Source organism: Paenarthrobacter nitroguajacolicus, assembly GCF_007786235.1.
Taxonomy (GTDB): Bacteria; Actinomycetota; Actinomycetes; order Actinomycetales; family Micrococcaceae; genus Arthrobacter; species Arthrobacter nitroguajacolicus_A.
In genome coordinates, this window is sequence record NZ_VNFK01000031.1 from 1 (window position 1) to 20,837 (window position 20,837).

Genomic DNA, 20,837 nt, shown 5'->3' on the forward strand with positions numbered 1-20,837 from the left:
CGCCACAAGCGCTTAAACGCAGAAAGGGCCGGCAACCATAACGGTTGCCGGCCCTTTCAGAGCTTCGTGATTACCAGGAAGACTTGGTGATGCCCGGGAGCTCACCACGGTGTGCCATGTCGCGGAAGCGAACACGGGAGATACCGAACTTCTGGAGCGTGCCGCGGGGACGGCCGTCGATCTGGTCGCGGTTACGCAGACGGATCGGGGAGGCGTTGCGGGGCAGCTTCTGCAGGCCGAGGCGTGCAGCTTCGCGTGCTTCGTCAGTCGCGTTGGGGTCAACCAGGGTCTTCTTCAGTTCGAGACGCTTGGCAGCGTAACGCTCAACAATGACCTTGCGCTGCTCGTTGCGAGCAATCTTGGACTTCTTTGCCATGTGTTTAGCGCTCCTCTCGGAATTCGACGTGCTGGCGGATCTTGGGGTCGTACTTCTTCAGGACCAGGCGGTCCGGGTCGTTACGACGGTTCTTGCGCGTTACGTAGGTGTAACCCGTGCCCGCAGTGGACTTCAGCTTGATGATCGGACGTACGTCCTTGTCCTTTGCCATTAGAGCTTTACTCCTCGTGCCAGGATGTCGGCGACGACTGAGTCGATGCCGCGTACGTCGATGGTCTTGATGCCACGGGCTGACAGGGTCAGCGTGACATTACGGCGCAGGGACGGAACCCAGTAGCGCTTCTTCTGAATGTTCGGGTCGAACCGACGCTTGTTGCGACGGTGCGAGTGCGAAATGCTGTGCCCAAAGCCCGGCTCGGCTCCGGTCACTTGGCAGTGTGCTGCCATGACTCTCCTCCAAAGATTGAATGTAACGGCGTGCAGATGTTCCTGCGTTACCGTGCGACAGGCAGTGTCCGCAGCCGGATCCAGACCATTTCGGTAGTTTCCGCAGCAAGTGCGGCGAAGAAGGCTGGCCTCAGGATGGTCAGTGGAACACTGAATCAGGTCCTGGGATACCGGGCGAATACAGGAATGCACGCAACTTGAGCCCCTAACTACCGGCCAACGGGATGACAGTCAGACTGACTTCACCACCAACCGGAGCAATTGCACACGATCCGCACTACCTAGCGCCTAACTATTCTACGGGCCAGGCCAAATTAAGACCAATCCGGCATCATACGCCCCCACAGCCCGCCGTTATTACAATGGCCTGACTATGGCGGGTCGCTCATCGTTTCGGCCTAGAGAGGCCTGATCAGTTCGGCGTACTTCGGGCTGAGGCCGTCACCGGATGAGACGCCACGTACGCGCCGCGCCACCCAGGGAGCGGCCGATTCCTTCAGCCAGCGAGCGTTCGCTTTCAAGGCCTCAACCCGGTTGGTCAGTCGTTGCGGCGCGAGTTCGGGAACGTCGATCACATGCTCGTGTTCCAGGACATCCAGCACGCGCTTGGCCATGTTGATATGGCCCGCAGTGGACATGTGCATCCGGTCCTCGCCCCACATACGCCAGTCGTCGTATTCGTCGAACCGCCAGTAGTCCACCAGCAGGGCGCCCTGGTTTTCTGCGATCTCGCGCACCAGTTCGTTGTAGATGGCTGTGCGGCCACGCATGGCGCTGAAGACCTTCGAGCCCTTGGCGTCGAAGCCCGTGAAGAGAACCACGGTGGCGCCCGTCGCGCTTAACTTGGCGATCCCGGCGTCGTACTCCTCCAGCAGCGAGTCGATATCGATCTTGGGCCGCAGGATGTCGTTCGCCCCTGCGTACAGCGTCACCAGCGTGGGCTTCATCGCCACGGCTGCATCCACTTGTTCGGCCATGATCTGGCGGAGCTTGCGGCCGCGGATGGCGAGGTTGGCGTAGCCGAAGTCCGCATTGCTGTGAGCGAGCTGCCCGGCCACTATGTCCGCCCAGCCGCGAACGCCATTGGGACGGGTGGGATCGTCGTCTCCGACGCCCTCAGTGAAGGAGTCCCCCAGGGCAACGTAACGGGCAGAAAAATCCATGCCGTCAGTCTGCCACTTCAGCGCTCAGGGCCACAAAGCTCCTGCGTCAGGAGTCGCGAAGGATCCAGTGGTTGTTGTCCAGCCGGGCAACGATTTTCTCACCGATCCGTGCGAGGTCCGCGACGTCGTCCGGGCTGAGCGAGTCAAGCATCAGCGCGCGAACGGATTCCACGTGCCCCGGAGCGAGGGACACGATGGTGGACATGCCGGCGTCGGTCAGGTGCGCTACGGTGACCCGGGCGTCGCCGGGGTGCGCCTGCCGCTCCACCCAGCCGCGCTTCTGCAGCTTGGTCACCACGTGCGAGAGGCGCGACAACGAGGCACTAGTCCGCGCAGCGAGCTCGCTCATGGGCAGGTACCGGCCCTCGGTTTCAGAGAGCATTGCCAGCACGTTGTAGTCAAACAGTGACAGTTTGCCGGCCAACTGAAGCTGGGTATCCAACGCCGAGGGGAGCAAGGTGTTGATGCTCAGGAGGGCCAGCCAGGCACGGCGTTCGTCGGCGTTCAGCCAGCGGGGTTGAGTCATGCAGTCCATCTTAGGAGAATTCATGCTTTCCAAGATCCCTGCAGCGGAGCAAGCGATAGGCTGGCGGCATGTTTGTCGTCTCATTGACCTACAAGGTTCCCGACGAAATCGTCGATTTTCACCGCCCGGGCCATATGGCCTGGCTTAAGGACGCGTTCGACGGCGGGATCTTCCTTGCGTCCGGACGTCGCGTCCCAGCCACGGGAGGCGTGCTGCTGTCCAAAGTGGACAGAGCCACATTGGATGCCTCACTGGCCGAGGACCCGTTCTACAGCAACGGTGTGGCCGAGTTCGAGATCATCGAATTCACCGCCACGAGCGTGGCCGAGGGTTACGAAAACCTGCTGGACAGCTGAGCCCTTGCACGGGCAGTTCCCAACCGCTCCGGCAGCACTACCGGCATGAGCCCGGGCCAGCGGGCCCCGAGGTGGTCGCCGCTGGATACGCCGCGGAGCCGCCGCGAAAGCCAAGGGCCGACGTCGCGCCTCAGCCAGGCGTCGTCGTCGGCGATGTTTTCGGCGTGGGTCCGCGAGCGGGGAGCCGCGAGGGCTGGCGACCTCAGGGCGTGCGGCGCCCCGAGGACCTCAAGGACCTTCTTCGCCATGTAGCTGTGGCCGGGAGTGGACATGTGCAGGCGGTCGGGAGCCCACATCCGCGGGTCCTGGAACTTCTCGAAGCACCAGTAATCAACAAGGAGCGTTCCGTACTTCGCCGCGATCCGCCGGATATTGCGGTTGTAGATGGCCGTGCGCAACTTGAGGGGCTCAAGCAACGGTGACAGGGGAACGTTGTAGCCCGTGAACAGCAGAATGGTGGCTCCGCTGGCTTTGAGGCGCTTGACGGCGTCTTCGTAATCCCTCATGAGCTTGGCCATGTTGAGCCGCGCCATCAAGAGGTCGTTGCCGCCTGCGTAGAAGCTGACCAGCGTGGGGTCCATGGCCAGGGCGGGTTCGATTTGTTCGTCGATGATCCGGTGAAGCCGCCTGCCGCGAATGGCCAGGTTGGCATACCGGGTTCCTTCATCGTTCCGGGCCAGTTCCTCGGCAACCCGGTCAGCCCATCCGCGGCAGTTGTTGGGCAGTCTGCGGTCAATGTCTCCAACGCCCTCAGTGAAGGAGTCTCCCAGAGCTACGAATCTCCGCGGCATGGTCACTGTGCTGCCTCCCGGTTTTCCATGAGCTTCTTCAGACCGCCCTTGCGGGGGACTTTGACCGGATGCGGCCAGCGGGGCTGGAGCGAATCCCCCAGGGTGACGCCCCTAAGTTTGCGCCCGAACAACGGCACCACCCAGTCGTTGACCCAGCGGCGCTGCTGGCGTTCCCATTCGCGCAGGGACATGCGACTGGGCGGATCCCATTCCTTGGGCGAAATTTTGTGCGGGACGTTGAGGTGGTCAAGGACTTGGGCGGCCAGGTATTTGTGGCCCGCTTTGGACATGTGGAGCCGATCGGGAGCCCACATGCGCTGGTCCTTGTAGGCGTCGAAGCACCAGTAATCCACCAGCACCGTGCCGTATTTGGCGGCGATGTCCCGGACCCTTTGGTTGTACAGGGTGTTGCGCTTCTTGAAGGGCTCCAACACAGCGGATACCTTCACGTCGAATCCTGTAAACAGGACCAAGGTTGCACCGGTATCGGCGAGCCTGGCGACGAGGAGCTCGTAGTCGGTGAGCAGCGCTTCCATGTCGGTCCCGAAGTCCAGGATGTCGTTGCCACCGGCGTACAGCGTGATCAGTGTTGGCTTCATGGCCAACGCGGGCTCGAGCTGTTCGTCAATAATGTGCCGGAGCCTCTTACTGCGCACGGCCAGGTTGGCGTACTCCCATCCGGGCTGGGCCTTGGCCAACTTCTCGGCCACACGGTCGGCCCATCCGCGGACTCCGTTGGGCAGGACCTTGCTCGGGTCCCCCACGCCCTCGGTGAAGGAATCCCCGATGGCGACAAACCGCCGTCGAGCGCTGTTCCCGTCTCCGAAATCTTCCCGCACCCCACCGAAGCTACCCGCCCCCGGTTAAGCCCGAACCAACCGGGAGTGAACAAGCCAGTGGCGGGATATGAGAGAAGGTTCGCCAAAACCAGACGGGAAGTGAGAGAGCGTCCGTCACTGCAGGGCCGGTTGTCGGGCATCCGGCCGCCCCTGGAAAAGGCTTAGCCCTCGGCCTTACCGCGTCGCCAGTACCCCATGAAAGCCACTTGCTTACGGTCAATGCCAACGTCCCGCACGAGGTACCGCCGCATTTCCTTGATCACGAACGCTTCACCTGCGATCCAGGCGTAGAACGGCAGCGCACCCGCGGGCAGCGTGGGATTCTTGGTGGCCTCGATGGCTGCCGCGTCCATGCGCTGCGGGGTTTCCCAGAGGATCTCCTGGTCCACGTTGACATCTTCCGGCTCGGGGCCGGCAGCGTCGGAGCCCTTGAGGCCCACCCAACCGGGAACGGGAACCGCCTTGGCTACGGCTTCCTTGAGGAGTTCGCCGTGGGGACGGGAGCGTCCGATGGCTGCCCCGCGTGCAAGCCAAGTGATCTCGATGTCGGCTGCCGTGGAGATGTCCTGGAAGTCGCCGGCTTCGGGTACTTCGAGGAACGCGTGGCCAGTCATGTCCGCCGGGAGGCTTTCCAAGATGGCGCTGATGGCGGGAACAGCGGTTTCGTCGCCGGCCAGCAGCACGCGCTGGGCAAGGCCCGGACGCCATTCGATGCCACCGTAGGCCCCGGCGGTGGTGCACTGTGCTGCACGGTTGTTGGGGCCGATGATGGTCAACGCGTCGCCGGGCTTGGCTTCCTTGGCCCAGTTGGCCGCGGGGCCGCCATGGCCTTCGTCATCGAAGTGCATGACGAAGTCGATGTCGATTTCGGGGTACACGGCGTCAAGGCGCTCAGAGCGGACGGTGTACGTGCGCATGTCGCCGCGGACGGACGGGTCCATGGCCAGCCATTCCTGGTACCAGCCGGCTTCTTCCATCTTGAAAGGAGGCAGCGGAATGACGTTGCCATCGGCGTCGAAGGACGGAATCATCAGCTTCACGCGCAGGTCCAAGGTGTCGCCCGCCACGCCGAAATCGCGCAGGGAGTAGCCGCCGAACGTGATCCGGCGGAAGTTGGGGCTCAGCTCCTGCACGGCCGTCACGGTGACGTCGAAGGCGAGGGTCATGGGCTCCACGGCGGCACTTGCTTTGGCCCGTGTCGGTTGTGCACTCATGAGGCGATCTCCAGTTCGTTGGTTGAAGCGGGGCGTGCGTGGTGGCGTCCGATGGGGACGATCAGCGGTGTACCTGAAATGGGATCCGGAACCACCCGGGATTCCAGGCCGAAGACGTTGAAGACGAGTTCCTCGGTGACTACGACGGGAGCGGGACCTTCAGCCACGATGCACCCGCCCTTCATGGCGATCACGTGGTCGGCGTAGCGTGCAGCCAGATTGAGGTCATGGAGCACGATGGCCACCGTGGTGCCCCGGCTGCGGTTGAGGTCCGTGACCAGGTCCAGGACTTCCACCTGGTGCGCGAGGTCCAGGTAGGTGGTGGGCTCGTCCAGCAGCAGGACTTCGGTCTCCTGCGCCAAGGCCATGGCGATCCATACGCGCTGGCGCTGCCCGCCGGACAGTTCGTCGATGCTTCGCTCAGCGAGTTCCAGCGTGGCGGTGGCGTCGAGCGCGCGCTGCACCGCGGCGTCGTCGGCTGCGCTCCAGCTGCGGAAGAAACCTTGGTGCGGGTAGCGGCCGCGGCCCACGAGGTCGCGCACGGTGATGCCGTCGGGAGCTGTGGGGTGCTGCGGGAGCAGGCCGAGCGTGCGGGCAAGTTCTCGTGCTGGGCGGGTGTGGATGTCCTTGCCGTCAAGGGTCACAGCACCGCCTGCCGGCTTGAGCAACCGCGACAAGCCGCGCAGGAGCGTGGACTTGCCGCAGGCGTTGGCGCCCACGATCATGGTCACTTTGCCCTCGGGGATTTCGGTGGACAGTCCCTCCACCACCTTGCGTTGCTCGTACTGGAGCGTCAGGTCCTTGGCATTAAGGATGGCCATGTCAGGCTTCCTTTCGGTTCGACGTGACCAGCAGCCACAGCAGGAAGGGTGCACCGAGGGCGCCGGTGATGACGCCGACCGGGAGGACGGTTCCGTCAAGGATGACGGGGGCGATGTTGGAGGCGAAGAAGTCTGCAAGCAACACGATCAGGGCGCCAGTCAGGGCCGACGCCGGGAGGCTGGGTTTGCGGACTATGCGGCGGGCGATCGGCCCGGCGAGGAAGGCGACGAAAGCTACCGGTCCGGCGGCGGCAGTGGCGACGGCGGCAAGTCCGACGGCGGTCAGCACGAGTCCCAGCCTGGCCGCGTTGACCTTGATGCCCAGGCCGGCGGCGGCGTCGTCTCCGAGTTCGAGGATGCGCAACGGCCCGGCCAGGATGATGACCGCGGGCACCAGAACGAGCAAGGAAACGCCGAGAACGCCAGCGCGCTCCCAGTTGGAAGAGTTCAGCGAGCCGTTGAGCCAAATAAGGGCATCCGCTGCCGTGCGGATATCGGCGCGGGTCATGAGGAAGTTGACCACCGCGTGCAGGGCTGCGGCGATACCCACGCCGGCAAGAATCAGCCGGTTGCCTGCAGCATTGCCGCGGCTGCCTCCCCCGGCGCCGGAACCGGTTCCCCGGGAGATCGCGTAGATGATGGCTGCAACGCCGAGCGCACCGCCCAGGGCCGCCCCGGAAACGACTGCACCGGAGGCACCGAAGATCACGATGGCCGTCACGGCTGCCGCGCTGGCGCCGTAGCTGATGCCGATGATGTCCGGGCTTGCCAGCGGGTTGCGCAGCATGGTCTGGAAGAGTGCGCCTGCCAGGCCAAAGGCAATGCCGATCATGGTTCCCACCACCGCGCGGGGCAGTTTGTGCTCCATCACGATGAAGCTCGCGCCGGGAATCTTCTCGCCACCCGTGAGGTGGTTGATCACGATCGTGAAGAAGTCCGGGATGGTCACGGTGTAGCTGCCCAGGAGCACGTACACGGCGAACATGACCATGACCGCGAGGCCCAGGAAGAACGTGGGGCTCAGCACTCGCCGAACTGACAGAAGATGAGGGTGTTGGGGGGAAGTATTGGCATTAAGTGCCAACTCGGTGGGGAGCTTATGAACTGTGGTCACAGTCCGGCCCCCTTTCCGCGGCGAATGAGCCAAATGAAGACAGGGGCTCCAATCAGCGCGGTCATGATGCCTGCCGGAACCTCGCCCGGAAGCAGGACAACGCGGCCGATGATGTCGGCGGTGATGAGCAGGATGGGTGCCGAGACCAAGGAGAAAGGCAGGATCCAGCGGTAGTCCGGCCCGGTCAACGAACGGACGGCGTGCGGAATGACAAGGCCAAGAAAGGCAATGGGTCCGGCCACGGCTGTGGCGGATCCACAGAGAAGGACGATGCCCAGCCCGGAGATGCCACGGGCCAAGGCGACGTTCTGGCCCAGGCCCCGGGCAATGTCGTCGCCAAGGGCAAGGCTGTTCAGAACGCGGCCGCCGGCCAGGACAACCAAGGCCCCGACGGCAAAGAACGGCAGTGCGGGCAGGAGGACGGACCAGTCACGTCCACCAATGGTGCCAACCTGCCAAAACCGGAAACGGTCGAAAGTGTCCTGGCTCGAGACCAGGATGACGTTCATCAGGGAGAACAAGCCGGCACTCAGGGCTGCACCGGCGAGGGCGAGCTTTACCGGCGTCGCGCCGTCACGCCCCCTGGAAGCGATGGCATAAACCACGACGGCGGCCGCCGCGGCACCGATGAAGGCGAACCAGATGTAGCCCGACAGCGAGCCAACGCCAAAGACGTAGATTCCGATGACGACGGCAAGCGCCGCACCGGCATTGAGGCCAAGGATGCCGGGGTCTGCCAGAGGATTGCGGGCCACGCCCTGCATGGCCGCACCGGCCAGGCCAAGTGCACCTCCGGCGAGCAGACCGAGCACCGTCCGCGGTATCCGGGCGATCACCACTGCGTGGTTGCCGTCCGCCGGATTGAAGTTGGTGAGGGCTTCCCACACAGTGTTGAGGGGGAGTCCGCGTGCGCCGATCGCCAGGGATGCGGTGCTTACTGCGGCGAGTACGACGACGGCCACCAGCAGCCAAGCGGTTCGCTTGCCTGCAGTGCCGCGGGAACCGGTTCCCCCTCCGGTTACCGCGGTGTCAGGGGTGATGCCTCCCGGGCCAGCCGGCACCAAAGTGCCGTTGCCCCGCCCCTGGACTGCCGCCGTCGTACTCAGTTTCATTGCAGTTACTTGCCTGCTGCGTCTGCTGCTTTGCCAAGCTGCGGGAGGAACGTGTCCAGCGCCCACGGCAGGCTCAGCGGAGATGAAGCGGAGATGGAGAGCGTCAGGGTCTGGTCCGAATCGGCAACCAGGGCGCCCTTCTTGATGGCCGGGATCTGGCCCAGCAGCGGGTCGGCCTTGATGGCGTCGGCCGTTGCAGCCTCGGGAACCCAGGTCACGAAGATGTCAGACTCAAGCTCGTTGGCCTTTTCCGCGGACCACGGGATGAAGAACTCCGTGTTCGACTTAGTGTTTTCCGTTACGACGGGGGCCAGCTTCATGCCGATTTCGGAGAGGAAGCGCGGGCGGTTGTCGATGGCGGTGTAGACGTTGGCTCCGTCACCCTTGGCGGGCTCGAGGTTGCCATAGATGAAGGTCTTGTCCTTGATCTGCGGGAACTTGGAAACCTTGTCCTTGACGGTGGATTCGGTGTCCTCGATCAGCTTCTTGGCTTCGGCTTCCTTGCCCAGGGCCTTGCCGATCAGGGTGGTGCTCTCCTGCCACGGGGTGCCGTAAGCGAGTTCCGGCTGCGCCACAACGGGGGCGATTTCGCTGAGCTTCTTGTAGTCAGCCTCTTCCAGGCCCGAGTAGGCGGCCAGGATAACGTCCGGGCTGAGCTTGGCGATCTCGGTGAAGTTGATGCCGTCTGCCTCGGAGAACTGGACCGGAGCCTTGTCGGTGCCAAAGCCGGCACCGAGCTTCTCCAGTGCTGCGTCCTTCCAAGGGGTTGAGCCCTTGTCGTTGTTGCCCCACTCGTTCTTCGGAACACCAACCGGGACAACGCCCAGGGCGATCGCAATGTCGTCATTGACCCACGAGACCGTGACTACGCGCTTGGGCTGTTCCTTGATGGTGGTCTCACCAAAGACGTTCTTGATGGTGACGGGGAACGCGGCGGACTCGGCCTGCTCGGTTGCCGGCGTCGACGTGGCCGGTCCTGTGGAGCAGCCAGTGAGGGAAAGGGCGACGGCGGCCAGGACGGCCGTCGCGGTACCTGCGGTTTTCAGCAGGGCGCGGCGTGGGAGAAGGGATGCCACGGTACTCCTTAGGTAAGTGATGCGAACCTAAGTAAGGCTAGCCTAGCCTGCGGATAAATAGGAAACGTTTGCGTCACGTAATCCCTTTACGGGTGGAGTTTTCCGTCAATTGCGACACAGATCACACGCCCTGTGCCCGTCGGTGGACAGCATCCCCGGAATTTTGGGAGGATAGCGGCAGCGGACTACCGCTTTCCAAGGAATTCGACGAGGGGATGAGCGTGCGCACTGTTTCAGTTGCTGCAGCCATGGTTGGCGAGGTGGCCGCTTTGGCCTGCTTGGCACTCCCCCGCACGTCGGTAGCTCTCTAGCCTCTTCACGCAGCCCGCTTCAGGGTTCCCTTGCTGTGCCCTTTCGCTTGATGAGATGACCGACGCCTTCTGTCATTCCGCCGCTCCCTCCGAGCGCGCGGACGTCGACCATTTCCGAAAGAAGCTTTGCCATGCAGAAAATTACTGCTCAACAGATCCGTTCATCCTTCATCAACGCCAGCAGGTCCGAGGCAGCCAAAGTCAACCTCCCCCGCGACTTCGAGACCCTCGACTGGGACAACCTCGAGTTCCTCGGCTGGCGCGACGAGAAAATGCCCCAGCGCGGGTACCTCGTGGTTCCACACCGGGGCAAGCTCACCGGAATCCTGCTCTGGGCTCCCGAAGGTGGATCCGGAAAGAGGCGCGTGGTCCTCTGCGAACTCTGCCGCGACGTTTTCTCCAAGGACGACGTTTACCTGTGGGTCGCCAAGAAAGCCGGACAATCGGGCAAGGACGGGAACACCGTAGGAACACTGATTTGCGCCGAGTTTGGCTGCAGCGCCAACGTGCGCAAGGAACCGCCCGTCAACGAGATCACCCCGGATCCAGCCGTCGTGGTGGTTCGACAAATTTCAGGGCTGGAGTCCAGGACTGAGCAGTTCCTGGACCGCGTCCGCGACAAGTAATCCAATGTAGCTGGCAGTAGTGGTTGTTTTGAGGGCTCAGAACAACCACTACTGCCAGTCAGTTGGGCCAGCCGTGTCGGGATGCGACCTAGCGCAGGACGATGTCCACGGGGTTCGCCTCGGATCGCCAAGCGCCAGGCTCTCCCGGCCCGGCGATGACGGGAGCCGTGAGGACGCCCGACCGGTTGGTTCGCTTGTCCCGCAGGATTTCCGTAACGGAGCCGAGGTGCCTGGACAGGTCGATCACGTTCTCCGGAGCGGCCAGCAACAGCTGGAACCCGAATTCGTGCAGCGCCTTGATGCCCGCACCCGCGAATTCTTCGGAGGCCAGCACAAAGGCTTCGTCCATCATCACGGTGCCGTAGGTGGTGAAGCCTTGCTCGGCGATGCCCAACTGGTAGCTCAAGGCAGCAGCCATGATGAAGGCCGTGAAGCGCTGGCGCTCACCACCGGACATGGAGCCGGTGTCGGCGTGCATGAAGACTTCGGTCTTCTTCTTGCCGGACTTGGCCGCGCCGGTCTTCCCTGATTTGGCCACCTCGCGGTGTTCCTTGCACTGGATAAACAGGTGCCCGCGGACGTCCAGCACCTCGGCTCGCCACCGACGATCCTCCGGCGTCTGGGATCCCAGCCGCTTCACCAAGGTTTCGAGCGACTTGTAGCGGGCCGTGAGCTCGGCGTCGTCGTCGGTTTCTGCCGTTGGACCAGCGGCAGCGCCGCGTGACGGCCGGGTGTGCTTGGCCTTCAACGCGTTCTGGATGGCGTCCTTGAACAGCTTGGCAGTGGGCGGCAGGGTCTGCTTGATGTCCAGTTCCAGGAAGCTGCCCTCGTGGAAGTTCACCTGGGACAGGATGCCGTTGAGTGGCAGGATGCGGCTGGTGATGCTGCGGCGTTCCTCATCCAGCAGATGCAGGAGCGTGCTGAACGACTCATGCGTGCGCTGGTTGAAGAACAGACGGAACTCGGCCTCCTGCGCGGGCAAGCCGTCGCTCACGATTGCGTGGTAGCGCGATTCGAAGTCCCCGGCAGCACCGATGGACGTGCCATGGTCCGCGCTGATGGCGCTTCCCCAGTCGCGGACGAAGGCCTCAAACATGCGGGTCAGGCGCTCAGCCGTCGCCTGGCCCCGGGACTCCGCGCCGTGAAGCTCGTCCAGCAACGTGTTGCGGACGCTGTTGGCCAGGTTGTCGAGTTCGTAAAGCTCGGACACGTCTGCCACGCCTGCGAAGTACGGTTCCAGCGCGGTGACGGTAGAGGCCGACGGCGGTGCTTGCTCGAGCTTCAGCCTCGCGGCATCGAGCAGGCCGTCGGCTGTGGTCATGTTGTGGTCGAGAGCCTTGTATTCGCTCTGGAGCACGGCAGCCGCACCTGTGGAGGACTGGTGCTTTTCGCGCACAGCTTCGATGTTGGCGCGGAGCGGCTCAAGGTCCGCCTGGGCAGCCAGCGCATCCGCCAGGCGCTGCTCGATCCGGGCCAGTTCATCTGCCGCAACCGCTGCCGAGACCTGCTCCCACGGCCGCTCATCGTCAGCCACGCGGCGCAATGCCTCCAGCTGTCGAGCCATGCCTTGGTGCGAATCTTCGCGGGATTGCGCCAGTTCCGCCGCCTTGGCCAGCTCATTTTCCAGCTCACCCACCCGTGCCGCCACGAGCTCAAGCTTTGAAGCGTTGTCGAAGCCGAGGACGTAGTCCTGCCGACTGGTGAAACGGTCGTCCTTCTCCACCGTGTGCCGGTTGCGCTTGACTACGCCACCCAGGCTCAGGCCCTTGTCCATCGAGGCAAGCTCGTCGGGATCCTCCACGCACGGGTACGCGAAGTCCAAGGCGATCCGCTCGCGGATCCATTCCCCGGCGTCGGCGTTGGCTCCTGCGGTGAGGATGCTCAACTTAGTCAAGAGGTCGCCGTCGGACACGTCCTCAACAGCCAGCGCGCCGCCGGCGAGCGGCTTGGAAACATCAACAGCGCGCAGGGCGCCCCGAACGGTGTTGTCGTTCAGGTATCGCGTGACGGCGGCAAAATGCTCACCGGGCACCAGCAACGTGGTGGCCAGGTTGCGCAGCGCTCGTTCGGCGGCCGGGCGCCACTGATCCTGCCCCTCGGCGAGGTCGATCAGCTCGCCGCCAAACGGCATCCGCTCTTCCGGGACGCCGGTTGCCGCCGAGATGGCCGCCCGATTTTCAATGCTCGACGGCGGCAGCAGGGACTTGCGCGACCGCAAAGACAGCAGCTCTTGCTGAGCCGCAGCCAACTCGCGTTTCTTGGTCGCGTGGCCGTCGAATGCCTCGAATCGGAGTTCCTTCAAGGTCTCCGAATCGTCCTTCAGCTCGGCCGAACGGGCAGCCGCCTGCTCATGCGCCTGGTCCCAACCCTCGGCGGACCACTCAAGGTTCAACCCGGCGTCGGCCAAAGCCTTCTTGGCCGAGTCCTCAACCTGCCGGCGCAGCTTCAGGCCCACTTTGGCGTTCTCCAACGACTGCTCAATCGCGGATATCGCGTTGCCGCCGCGGTTGTTGTAGTCCAGCTCGAGGTCCCGGAGCTCCTTGGACAGGGCATCCCGGACCGTGCGCTCGGCGGCGAGCTCCTGGGCCTTGGATTGGGCCAGGTCCTTGTACCGGGCGAGCGTCTTGGCATGGACCGTGACAGCCAGTTGCTGCTTGTAGGCCTCAAACTCCTCGCCAGCCAACTCCCGGAGCCGGTTGGCGTCCAGCAGGGCCTGCGCGTACTCCTTGTTCAGCGCAGGGACCGGTGCCAACTGGTCGCGCTGCTGCCGGACATCTTCCAGCCGCTGCCGGATGGACATCAGGTTGCTGAATTCCTCCACGACGTCGTCCGCGGCAGCCAGCGTGGCCGGGGCATCCAGCACCTGGTCCCGGAAGAACGTGTTGACGCTGCCGCCCAAGCCCTTGCCGGCCTGGATAACGCGCAGCAGCGGAAGTGCCTGGTCCGAGTTGATACCCAGGAGCCGCCGGAACCTCTCGGCGAATGCCTTGTGAACATCGAACACCTGGCCGTCCGGGAAGATCGACTCCAGCGCACCCTTGGTGAACCGCTTTTGCGCGATCCCCTCGATAGCCTCAAGGTCCAGGGGCTTGCTGTCGATCACATAGAAGCGCCCGACGCTCGACTCCGTGCCGTTCTTCGGCAGGTCGAAAAGGGCAGACACCGTCACCTTCGTGCCGGCCGCATTATCGAACGTCAGCGCGACGGCGGACCAAGTGGCACCAGGGCGTTGGAAGGCACTCGCCGAACTGTCTCCCACCGCCTTATCACCCACCTTGCCGCGCATGTACGTGAACGTGGTCCTCTTGTCCTCCACAGCGCCGCCGGCTCGTTGGGCAGCGGCCTCATTGGAGCGTGGGCGGGCATCGAACACGCGGAGCATGGCATCAAAAAGCGTCGACTTGCCCACGCCCGAGTTACCGGTCAGGAGGGTTCCCTTGCGATCCACGTGCATGGTGTGGGCGCCATGGAAGGTGCCCCAGTTGACCACCTGCACCAAGGCGAGCCGCATCTGGCCGGGGTTCGTGAGCTCGCCGAGCGGGAGCATGCTTGCGATGGTCACTTCTGTGTCCCGTCAGTCGTGGTTGCGTCCGCGGCGGCATCGGCGTCGTCGTCCCCGTCTTCGGAAGTGGGGCTGGAGTCAGTTTCCATATCCAGCAAAGGCTCCGTGCCGGATTCGTCCGCTGCTACTGCCACCAGAGCGTCGATTTGGGCTGGGATGTCGCCGATGTTTTCGAAGGGGAGGGCCAGGGGGAGGGCGTTGCTGATGGTGTACGTGTCGTCCAAGGGGGTGGGGAGGAGGAGTTGGCGGGCCAGGAGTTTGGTGATGGTGCGGGTGACGACGTCGGAGTCGCGCAGGGCATCCTGTTGGCCGGCGGGGGTGTAGTTGGCTACGAGGTCGGAGATCTCTTCGCGGGTGATGGTTGGGTCCGTCTGGGCTGTGACGTGACGGTCAAGGAGGAGGCGCAGGCGGAGCAGCACGATGGTTTCAACGCGGCTCAGTGCACGCTGCTGGCGCAGGATGCTGGAGCGGGAGCTCGCCCCGATGATTTCCGGATCAACGGGCCGGAGGACGGCGATCTTGCGGTCGTGGTCCAACTGGAGGGTGAGGAACAGCTCGGAGAGTCGGCTGCGGAGAATCAGTTGATTGTCCAGAAGGGTGGTCCACAGTTTCTCGTCGCGGCCGCCATCAATGTACGGACCTTTCAGGAGCTTCACCAGTGCGTGGCGAACCTTCATGGGCAGTACGCCGGTATCGCCGGGGAACAGCGCAGCGCCGTCCACGAAGGAATCGCGCGGCGTGACTCGGAACGGGTCAGCGTGGCCGGCCGCGGGCTCAGCCTCGTCGCCAGTTTCAGCCGACGGTTCCTCGCTGTCCGTCCCCCCAACGGTGACGTGGTCCTCTTCGGTGACGTCCGTCGTCGTGATTTCCTCAGTCATCAGAATCCCTCTTCAGCGTGACGACAGGCAGGTACGCGGTGCGGATGCTGCCGTCGATTTGTTCGAAGTCGATGTGTTCCCAGGCTGCCCGGTCAAAGGCTGCGCCTGTCTGCAATGCCATGGACAGCAAGGTCCGGACCGTGTTGATGTGGCGTTCTTCGGCAGGCAGGTTTTCCCAGGCCTCGGCCAAGGTGGCAGAACCGGCCATGGCAGCCCGCACAACATCGGGCCGCGCCTTGCCGGTGCGGGCGGACCGCACCCTGTCCGAATCGCTGAACGCGATGGGGTCGGCCAGCCGCGGCGGTGTGGCGAACTCATCGGGGTCGAAGAGCTTGACCATGGCCAGGGACTCGAACCCGGCGTTGTACAACACGGGCCCCGGCACCAAGCCGGGCCGGTCGCGTTCGTACGGCAGGGATCGGATGGCTTGCTCGGCCTCGGCCAGGACCTTCCGGAGACTGACGGACTGACGGACGTCGTCGCTCTGGATGTACGTGTTCAGGCTCTCCGAGAGCTTGCCGTAAATGCGCTGGATCTGGCTGTGCTGATAGCGCAGCTCGGCAACGAGGTTCTTCAGCGTTTCGCGGTCGTCGTGGGAGAGATCGTCCGCGAACTGCCGGCTCAGCACTTCGCCGATCGCCGACCGGAACCGCAACTGTTGCTGCGGGTCCTCCAGGAAAGCCGTGAAAGATCGGAAAGTTCGGCCCTCGGGGCTTTGCCGCAACCGCTTGTCCGCCTCCAAAACCTGGGCCATGGTGGCGCCCTTGCTCAGTGACTCCTCGATGATCTGGTTGCGGAGCTCGCCCACCAGTTCCTCAATGCGGTCGCGCATCTTCTTGTAATCCGCCGGCAGGCTCGCCGCGAGGTCCAGGATGTTGCCGGCAGCTTCCACAGCTTCCTCGTCATCCAGAAGGCCATCGAACTCACCGGAGCTGATGTCCTCAACCAACTGCTGCCGCTCCTGGATTTCCTCTTCAAGGGCTTCCAATCGTGCGCTCTGGTCCGGGTTGGTCTCGTTGGCAAGCTTCTCCACGTCACCCAACAGCGTGCCGAGCCGGGAGCCGTTCAGTGTGGACCTCTCGCTTGAGAGGCTGTCCAGGAACGCGAGCACACGGGCAGCGGGCTCGGTGACTTCGTAGACGATCTGGCCCGACTGGTTGCGACGCGTCAGGAACTGCTTACGCGTCCATTCGTCGCCAAAAAGCTTCCCGTTCTGCTGGCCGCCCAGCGCTGGATCCTGGCGGCGGAGCTGCTCAAGGAAGGCGTCGACGTCGGCGTGGAACTCTTCGAGGGGAAGCTGCGGCCGGGTGCGGGTAAAGGATGCTTGCAGCACCGCGATCACCCACGGCGCCGAACGCGTCAGCGCCCACGCCGGACCCTTGGTCAGCTGTTCAAGATCGCGAAGCCGCGCGCCAATGGCGTCGGCGGAGGACATGGCTGAACGGGACAACTACTCTCCTTCAGCTGCTGCGAAACCTGGCTGGCAGCGAAAACTGCCCCGTACAAGGTTAACGCAGAGCGTCGCGGGGGCGTCGGACGGCCCTGAACTGCCGCCGTCGAACCCTTTTGCGGCACGCGGCCGCAACCATTTCGTAACCTACCGTCCGGTACGGTTTCGATCCCATATCAACGCAGTCGCGGCGCGATTCTGCACTGGTCGGAAAGGACCCCCACCCCTAGTGTCAGATCATCGACGCAGCCACGCCGCGCCGACCCACGCACCGTAGCTCCGGGGGGAACCATGGATTTCGATTTCACTGCGCTGGAAACAGGCACTTACGTAGTTATTGGAACGCTGGTCTTCGCTGCAATCTTGGTGGCTTTCATCGCAGCAGCAGCAATGGCAACAATCATTCTTATCGGGGCCATGGGCATGGTCTGGTACACCGCCAAGGGTGTCCTCGGAGGCCTTGTCCACGGCATTAACTTTGCGTGGGACCGCCTGGTCCACCACGCCGGACAAGTGGAAATTCCGGCCGAATTTCAGCCCCAGGTTTCCCCTAGTACAGGTAGCTACTCGCGGGTAGCATTGAGGGACAGCTGAAGGGTTCCCACCCAAGGCGGACCCTGGCTCCATCCGGCACAACCGGCTAGAGGAGTTATCCCATGACGTCCGCCACTGACAGCAGCCTCACCGCCGCAAGCGTCAACGCCACAGCAGAAGAAGCCCGCGCCGTCGCCGAAGCCGCCCGGGAAACAGAGTGGAACCGACCCAGCTTCGCCAAGGGCTTGTACTTGGGCAGCTTCGACCTCGGTCTTATTCACCCTTGGCCACAAGCCAAAGCGGAGGATGTGGAGCGCGGCGAAGAGTTCATGGCCCGCTTGTTGGCGTTCGCCAAAACCATGTCCGGCCGCGTGATCGAGCGCGACGCCAAGATCCCTGACGAATATCTCAGGGGGCTCTCCGAGCTTGGAGTTTTTGGCATGAAAATCCCCCGCGAATACGGCGGTTTGGGATTGTCCCTGGTCTATTACGGCCGCGCCCTTGCCCTGCTGGGATCGGTTCATCCCAGCCTCGGCGCCTTGATTTCCGCCCACCAATCCATCGGCGTTCCCGAGCCCGTCAAGGAATTCGGCACGCCCGAGCAGAAGCAGGAATACCTGCCGCGCTGCGCCGCCGGCGCCATCACCGCGTTCCTCCTGACGGAGCCCGACGTCGGCAGCGACCCCGCGCGCATGGGCGCCGCTGCCGCGCTCTCCGACGACGGCGGTTCTTACCTTCTGGACGGCGTGAAACTCTGGACCACCAACGGTGTGATTGCCGAACTCGTGGTGGTCATGGCCAGGGTTCCTGCACATACAGACGCTGACGGTACCGAGCACAAGGGTGGCATTTCCGCTTTTGTGGTGGAGATGGACTCCCCCGGCATCACAGTGGAGAACCGCAACACCTTCATGGGACTGCGCGGGATCGAGAACGGCGTGACCCGGTTCCACCAGGTCCGCGTGCCTGCCGCCAACCGGCTGGGCCGCGAGGGCCAAGGACTCAAGATCGCGCTCACCACGCTTAATACAGGGAGACTTTCCATCCCGGGCCTCTGCGTGGCCGCAGGAAAATGGAGCCTGAAGATCTCCCGCGAATGGTCCAACGCCAGGACTCAGTGGGGCCGCCCGGTGGGCAAGCACGAGGCCGTGGGCAAGAAGATCGCGTTCATTGCCGCCACCACGTTTGCGTTGGAGGCCGTGTTTGAACTGTCCGCGGAGATGGCGGACGCCGGCCTGAAGGACATCCGGATCGAGGCCGCGTTGGCCAAGCTGTGGTCCACGGAACTGAGCTGCCGGATCGCCGACGAGTTGGTGCAGATCCGCGGCGGCCGGGGCTTCGAAACTGCCGACTCCTTGGAAGCCCGGGGCGAGCGTGCCGTGCCTGCAGAGCAACTCCTCCGGGACCTTCGCATCAACCGGATTTTCGAGGGCTCCAGCGAGATCATGAAGCTGCTCATCGCCCGCGAAGCCGTGGATGCCCACCTCGCCGCGGCGGGCGACCTCGCCTCAGCGGATGCGAGCCTGCAGGACAAGGCGAGGGCCGCCGTCGGCGCCTCTGGTTTCTATGCCCGCTGGTTACCCAAACTGGTTGCCGGTGCCGGGATGGACCCACGGTCCTACGCGGAGTTCGGGCGGCTGGCAAAGCAGTTGCGATTCGTTGAGAGGTCGTCGCGGCGACTGGCGCGGCAGACGTTCTATGGCATGGGCCGGTGGCAGGCCAAGCTGGAACACAAGCAGGCATTCCTGGGCAGGATCGTGGACATCGGGGCCGAGCTGTTCGCCATGGCCGCGTGCTGCTCGCGGGCAGAAATGCTGCTCCGCAAGCACCCCGAACAAGGCGCCGCCGCTTTCGAGCTGGCCGAGGCGTTCTGCGAGCAGGCGCGCGTGCGGGTGGACGAGTACTTCGACCAACTGTGGAGGAACACTGACGACGGCGACCACGACCTCTCGCGCAAGGTCCTCGCCGGGGATTACGCCTGGCTTGAGGCGGGGATTCTGGATCAGTCCGAAGGAACAGGCCCGTGGATCGGCGACGCAGCGCCGGGCGCGTCAACCAAGGAGAACCTGCACCGCAACTATCGGTGACCCACTAGCGAACGTCCCCATCCACGTAGTACCAGTGCTTGTCCTCCCGCACGAAGCGGGAGAGTTCGCGCTGGACGCCGCGTTCGCCGTCGAGCCTGTAGTGCGCGGCGAACTCGACCGTGCCGGAAGTGTCCAAAGGGCCGCCATCGGCGGTGGAAACGATGTCCAACCTCCGCCACTGCATGTCCGGGTGGAGCTCCATGGAGTCCGGGCGGGTTGAGGCGTGCCAGGTACGCAGGAGGTAGTTCGGCTCCAGGACGACGAAGGCCGAGTACCGGGAACGCATAAGTTGCTCCGCCGTGGGCGCATCGGCCTCGCCGCGGTGGAATCGGGCACAACAATCGTCGTACTGCTCCCCGGAGAGGCAGGGGCAGGCGCCGTTGCGGAGTCGGGCAAGGTCAGGGGTCACGACGTCCCAATCTGAGGCGGTAAATGAGAGCTGGGCAACATATTTTCCCATGTCAGATAACAGCTTCGAAACAACCCGCCAAGAGTGAGGGGCGGGGCGTGATTCCGTCGGTGCTGGACCTTAGGCTAGATAAGCAAGCTGGGTGGGCAATGCGCGCATCACAAAACGACAGCCAGGGGAGGCTACGTGGAGGATCCGACAACACTCGCCATCAACCTGACGTACTTGGGAACGCTGGGACTCGCAGTCCTCATGTTCCTCGGACTCGGGTTGATCATCATCATCACTCTGGTCGTGGCCGGAGTGGGGCGACTTGTATCGGTTGTCCTCCTGGCACTGATTGGGATCTTCCCCAAGAAGGAAACCACTCCCATCGTTCACCTGCCCCCGCGGCCGGCGCGCGTCCCGGTTCCGGCGAGTTCCGGCGTCGTTGATTCTGCCCTTTCGGTTGAGTCCCCGCTGGACGACCTCGCCTATCTGGAGACGGCGTCCACGCCCCAGGTGCAGCCTGCGGCCCCGACACCTGCAGCACCTGGACCGTCCGCACCGGCGGCCCCTAAACGGGACCTCCTTGGTGATATTCGACGTCGACTCTCGGGTGCGTCAGCTGCAGTCAAGGACGGCGCGTGGAAGGCAAAGGTGGACCCCCGCAACCTGCCCAAGCCGGCGGAAGTCAAGACCGTGGTCGAACACCAGACTGCACACCATCCCATTGTTGTGGCCGCCGCGAAGGAGCCACCGGTCCTCTCGAAGGACTGGGCAGACGCGGTCGCTGAAGCTGACGAACGCGCCGCCGCCCGCGCAAAGGCCGGGCAGCCGCCAGCCATCAAGGTGACAGTGCGCGACCTTGACGATCCCGCTCCGTCACCCAACGGCAAAACACCCAGCCCAAAACGCCCCGACGCCCCCGCCAAGCGCCCTGACAACGCACCCTCGACCCCCAGCGACGCCAAGAGCCCAGCACAAGGGAACGGGGCAAAGAAGTCGGGCACTAACAATTCCAAGAATGGAAAAGCTCCGAGCCCCATCCGTAAAGGTTCGCTGAGCAGCGCCAGCCGCAATTCCTAGTTGACGACCCCGCTGCGCAGCGACCGCTAGGTGTACTAACCCGGTTGGTTGGTGACGCGGCTGATGGGTGAGGCGCCTTTGAGTGCGGTGTGTGGCCTGCGTTGATTGTAGTGCTC

At 63.8% G+C, this 20,837-nt stretch carries 21 protein-coding genes; 5 read left to right on the forward strand and 16 right to left on the reverse strand.

Annotated elements, in window-relative coordinates:
* Positions 1-70: 70 nt before the first annotated feature.
* From rpsN to FQP90_RS22500, 5 genes are all read right to left on the reverse strand, one after another.
* Positions 71-376 carry a 30S ribosomal protein S14 gene (rpsN, locus tag FQP90_RS22480; RefSeq protein ID WP_011776360.1) on the reverse strand — a complete coding sequence of 102 codons (306 nt, stop codon included), beginning with the start codon at positions 374-376 and terminating at the stop codon, positions 71-73.
* A 4-nt stretch (positions 377-380) separates the two neighbouring features.
* Complete coding sequence (rpmG, locus tag FQP90_RS22485; RefSeq protein ID WP_003798558.1) at positions 381-548, reverse strand: 50S ribosomal protein L33; 168 nt, start codon at positions 546-548, stop codon at positions 381-383.
* The gene (gene rpmB / locus FQP90_RS22490; protein ID WP_011776361.1) at positions 548-784 is read right to left on the reverse strand and encodes a 50S ribosomal protein L28; all 237 of its coding nucleotides are present in this window, start codon (positions 782-784) and stop codon (positions 548-550) included. The genes rpmG and rpmB overlap by 1 nt, the downstream gene beginning before the upstream one ends.
* Before the next feature lie 398 nt (positions 785-1,182).
* A complete protein-coding gene (locus FQP90_RS22495; RefSeq protein WP_144653289.1) occupies positions 1,183-1,947 on the reverse strand; it encodes an SGNH/GDSL hydrolase family protein in 765 nt (254 codons plus the stop codon).
* Positions 1,948-1,993: 46 nt separating this feature from the next.
* Entirely contained in the window at positions 1,994-2,473 is a 480-nt protein-coding gene (locus FQP90_RS22500) for a MarR family winged helix-turn-helix transcriptional regulator (RefSeq protein WP_144653290.1), read from the reverse strand.
* Between the two features lie 68 nt (positions 2,474-2,541).
* Here FQP90_RS22500 and FQP90_RS22505 point away from each other — a divergent pair, with 68 nt between their 5' ends.
* Positions 2,542-2,829, forward strand: coding sequence for a YciI family protein (locus tag FQP90_RS22505; RefSeq protein WP_090824495.1), 288 nt, complete (start codon positions 2,542-2,544; stop codon positions 2,827-2,829).
* Here the strand turns inward: FQP90_RS22505 and FQP90_RS22510 are convergent.
* The 7 genes from FQP90_RS22510 to FQP90_RS22540 all read right to left on the reverse strand — a co-directional run bounded on the left by FQP90_RS22510 (position 2,805) and on the right by FQP90_RS22540 (position 9,796).
* Positions 2,805-3,620 carry an SGNH/GDSL hydrolase family protein gene (locus FQP90_RS22510; RefSeq protein WP_144653291.1) on the reverse strand — a complete coding sequence of 272 codons (816 nt, stop codon included), beginning with the start codon at positions 3,618-3,620 and terminating at the stop codon, positions 2,805-2,807. The two genes, FQP90_RS22505 and FQP90_RS22510, sit on opposite strands and share 25 nt — an antisense overlap.
* A 2-nt stretch (positions 3,621-3,622) precedes the next feature.
* Entirely contained in the window at positions 3,623-4,459 is an 837-nt protein-coding gene (locus FQP90_RS22515; RefSeq protein WP_144653292.1) for an SGNH/GDSL hydrolase family protein, read from the reverse strand.
* 161 nt (positions 4,460-4,620) lie between these two features.
* Positions 4,621-5,673, reverse strand: a complete 1,053-nt coding sequence (locus tag FQP90_RS22520) for a siderophore-interacting protein (RefSeq protein ID WP_144653294.1) — start codon at positions 5,671-5,673, stop codon at positions 4,621-4,623.
* A complete protein-coding gene (locus tag FQP90_RS22525) occupies positions 5,670-6,494 on the reverse strand; it encodes an ABC transporter ATP-binding protein (protein ID WP_144653296.1) in 825 nt (274 codons plus the stop codon). Before FQP90_RS22525 ends, FQP90_RS22520 begins: the two co-directional genes overlap by 4 nt.
* A 1-nt stretch (position 6,495) precedes the next feature.
* Complete coding sequence (locus FQP90_RS22530) at positions 6,496-7,608, reverse strand: FecCD family ABC transporter permease (RefSeq protein ID WP_144653298.1); 1,113 nt, start codon at positions 7,606-7,608, stop codon at positions 6,496-6,498.
* Complete coding sequence (locus FQP90_RS22535) at positions 7,605-8,720, reverse strand: FecCD family ABC transporter permease (protein ID WP_144653300.1); 1,116 nt, start codon at positions 8,718-8,720, stop codon at positions 7,605-7,607. The genes FQP90_RS22530 and FQP90_RS22535 overlap by 4 nt, the downstream gene beginning before the upstream one ends.
* A gap of 5 nt (positions 8,721-8,725) precedes the next feature.
* Complete coding sequence (locus tag FQP90_RS22540; RefSeq protein ID WP_144653302.1) at positions 8,726-9,796, reverse strand: iron-siderophore ABC transporter substrate-binding protein; 1,071 nt, start codon at positions 9,794-9,796, stop codon at positions 8,726-8,728.
* Between the two features lie 442 nt (positions 9,797-10,238).
* Between FQP90_RS22540 and FQP90_RS22545 the strand changes: the two genes are divergently transcribed.
* Positions 10,239-10,733, forward strand: coding sequence for an FBP domain-containing protein (locus FQP90_RS22545; RefSeq protein ID WP_144653304.1), 495 nt, complete (start codon positions 10,239-10,241; stop codon positions 10,731-10,733).
* 88 nt (positions 10,734-10,821) lie between these two features.
* Here FQP90_RS22545 and FQP90_RS22550 read toward each other — a convergent pair whose 3' ends face one another.
* From FQP90_RS22550 to FQP90_RS22560, 3 genes are read right to left on the reverse strand one after another with little or no spacing between them, the layout of a single operon-like run.
* Complete coding sequence (locus FQP90_RS22550) at positions 10,822-14,295, reverse strand: ATP-binding protein (RefSeq protein WP_144653306.1); 3,474 nt, start codon at positions 14,293-14,295, stop codon at positions 10,822-10,824.
* A complete protein-coding gene (locus FQP90_RS22555) occupies positions 14,292-15,173 on the reverse strand; it encodes a DUF4194 domain-containing protein (RefSeq protein WP_144653308.1) in 882 nt (293 codons plus the stop codon). Before FQP90_RS22555 ends, FQP90_RS22550 begins: the two co-directional genes overlap by 4 nt.
* Positions 15,166-16,623 carry a DUF3375 family protein gene (locus tag FQP90_RS22560; protein ID WP_144653310.1) on the reverse strand — a complete coding sequence of 486 codons (1,458 nt, stop codon included), beginning with the start codon at positions 16,621-16,623 and terminating at the stop codon, positions 15,166-15,168. The genes FQP90_RS22555 and FQP90_RS22560 overlap by 8 nt, the downstream gene beginning before the upstream one ends.
* 291 nt (positions 16,624-16,914) lie before the next feature.
* Between FQP90_RS22560 and FQP90_RS22565 the strand changes: the two genes are divergently transcribed.
* Together FQP90_RS22565 and FQP90_RS22570 are read left to right on the forward strand one after the other, a co-directional pair.
* Positions 16,915-17,217, forward strand: coding sequence for a hypothetical protein (locus FQP90_RS22565; protein WP_144653312.1), 303 nt, complete (start codon positions 16,915-16,917; stop codon positions 17,215-17,217).
* Positions 17,218-17,279: 62 nt separating this feature from the next.
* Positions 17,280-19,244: an acyl-CoA dehydrogenase family protein gene (locus FQP90_RS22570; protein WP_144653314.1), complete on the forward strand. Its 1,965-nt coding sequence runs from the start codon at positions 17,280-17,282 to the stop codon at positions 19,242-19,244.
* Between the two features lie 4 nt (positions 19,245-19,248).
* On the opposite strand, the gene FQP90_RS22575 is transcribed toward FQP90_RS22570, so the two are convergent.
* Positions 19,249-19,704, reverse strand: a complete 456-nt coding sequence (locus FQP90_RS22575) for a YchJ family protein (protein ID WP_144653315.1) — start codon at positions 19,702-19,704, stop codon at positions 19,249-19,251.
* A 135-nt stretch (positions 19,705-19,839) separates the two neighbouring features.
* Between FQP90_RS22575 and FQP90_RS22580 the strand changes: the two genes are divergently transcribed.
* The gene (locus FQP90_RS22580) at positions 19,840-20,721 is read left to right on the forward strand and encodes a hypothetical protein (protein ID WP_144653317.1); all 882 of its coding nucleotides are present in this window, start codon (positions 19,840-19,842) and stop codon (positions 20,719-20,721) included.
* Positions 20,722-20,837 lie beyond the last annotated feature (116 nt).

Excerpts from the sequence above, each read along its gene's own strand:
- FQP90_RS22545 (WP_144653304.1), top strand. The coding sequence starts at position 10,239 with ATGCAGAAAATTACTGCTCAACAGATCCGTTCATCCTTCATCAACGCC.
- FQP90_RS22575 (WP_144653315.1), bottom strand. The coding sequence starts at position 19,704 with ATGGGAAAATATGTTGCCCAGCTCTCATTTACCGCCTCAGATTGGGAC.
- FQP90_RS22495 (WP_144653289.1), bottom strand. The coding sequence starts at position 1,947 with ATGGATTTTTCTGCCCGTTACGTTGCCCTGGGGGACTCCTTCACTGAG.
- FQP90_RS22525 (WP_144653296.1), bottom strand. The coding sequence starts at position 6,494 with ATGGCCATCCTTAATGCCAAGGACCTGACGCTCCAGTACGAGCAACGC.
- FQP90_RS22505 (WP_090824495.1), top strand. The coding sequence starts at position 2,542 with ATGTTTGTCGTCTCATTGACCTACAAGGTTCCCGACGAAATCGTCGAT.
- FQP90_RS22555 (WP_144653308.1), bottom strand. The coding sequence starts at position 15,173 with ATGACTGAGGAAATCACGACGACGGACGTCACCGAAGAGGACCACGTC.
- FQP90_RS22565 (WP_144653312.1), top strand. The coding sequence starts at position 16,915 with ATGGATTTCGATTTCACTGCGCTGGAAACAGGCACTTACGTAGTTATT.
- FQP90_RS22520 (WP_144653294.1), bottom strand. The coding sequence starts at position 5,673 with ATGAGTGCACAACCGACACGGGCCAAAGCAAGTGCCGCCGTGGAGCCC.
- FQP90_RS22570 (WP_144653314.1), top strand. The coding sequence starts at position 17,280 with ATGACGTCCGCCACTGACAGCAGCCTCACCGCCGCAAGCGTCAACGCC.
- rpmB (WP_011776361.1), bottom strand. The coding sequence starts at position 784 with ATGGCAGCACACTGCCAAGTGACCGGAGCCGAGCCGGGCTTTGGGCAC.
- rpmG (WP_003798558.1), bottom strand. The coding sequence starts at position 548 with ATGGCAAAGGACAAGGACGTACGTCCGATCATCAAGCTGAAGTCCACT.
- rpsN (WP_011776360.1), bottom strand. The coding sequence starts at position 376 with ATGGCAAAGAAGTCCAAGATTGCTCGCAACGAGCAGCGCAAGGTCATT.
- FQP90_RS22535 (WP_144653300.1), bottom strand. The coding sequence starts at position 8,720 with ATGAAACTGAGTACGACGGCGGCAGTCCAGGGGCGGGGCAACGGCACT.
- FQP90_RS22500 (WP_144653290.1), bottom strand. The coding sequence starts at position 2,473 with ATGACTCAACCCCGCTGGCTGAACGCCGACGAACGCCGTGCCTGGCTG.
- FQP90_RS22510 (WP_144653291.1), bottom strand. The coding sequence starts at position 3,620 with ATGCCGCGGAGATTCGTAGCTCTGGGAGACTCCTTCACTGAGGGCGTT.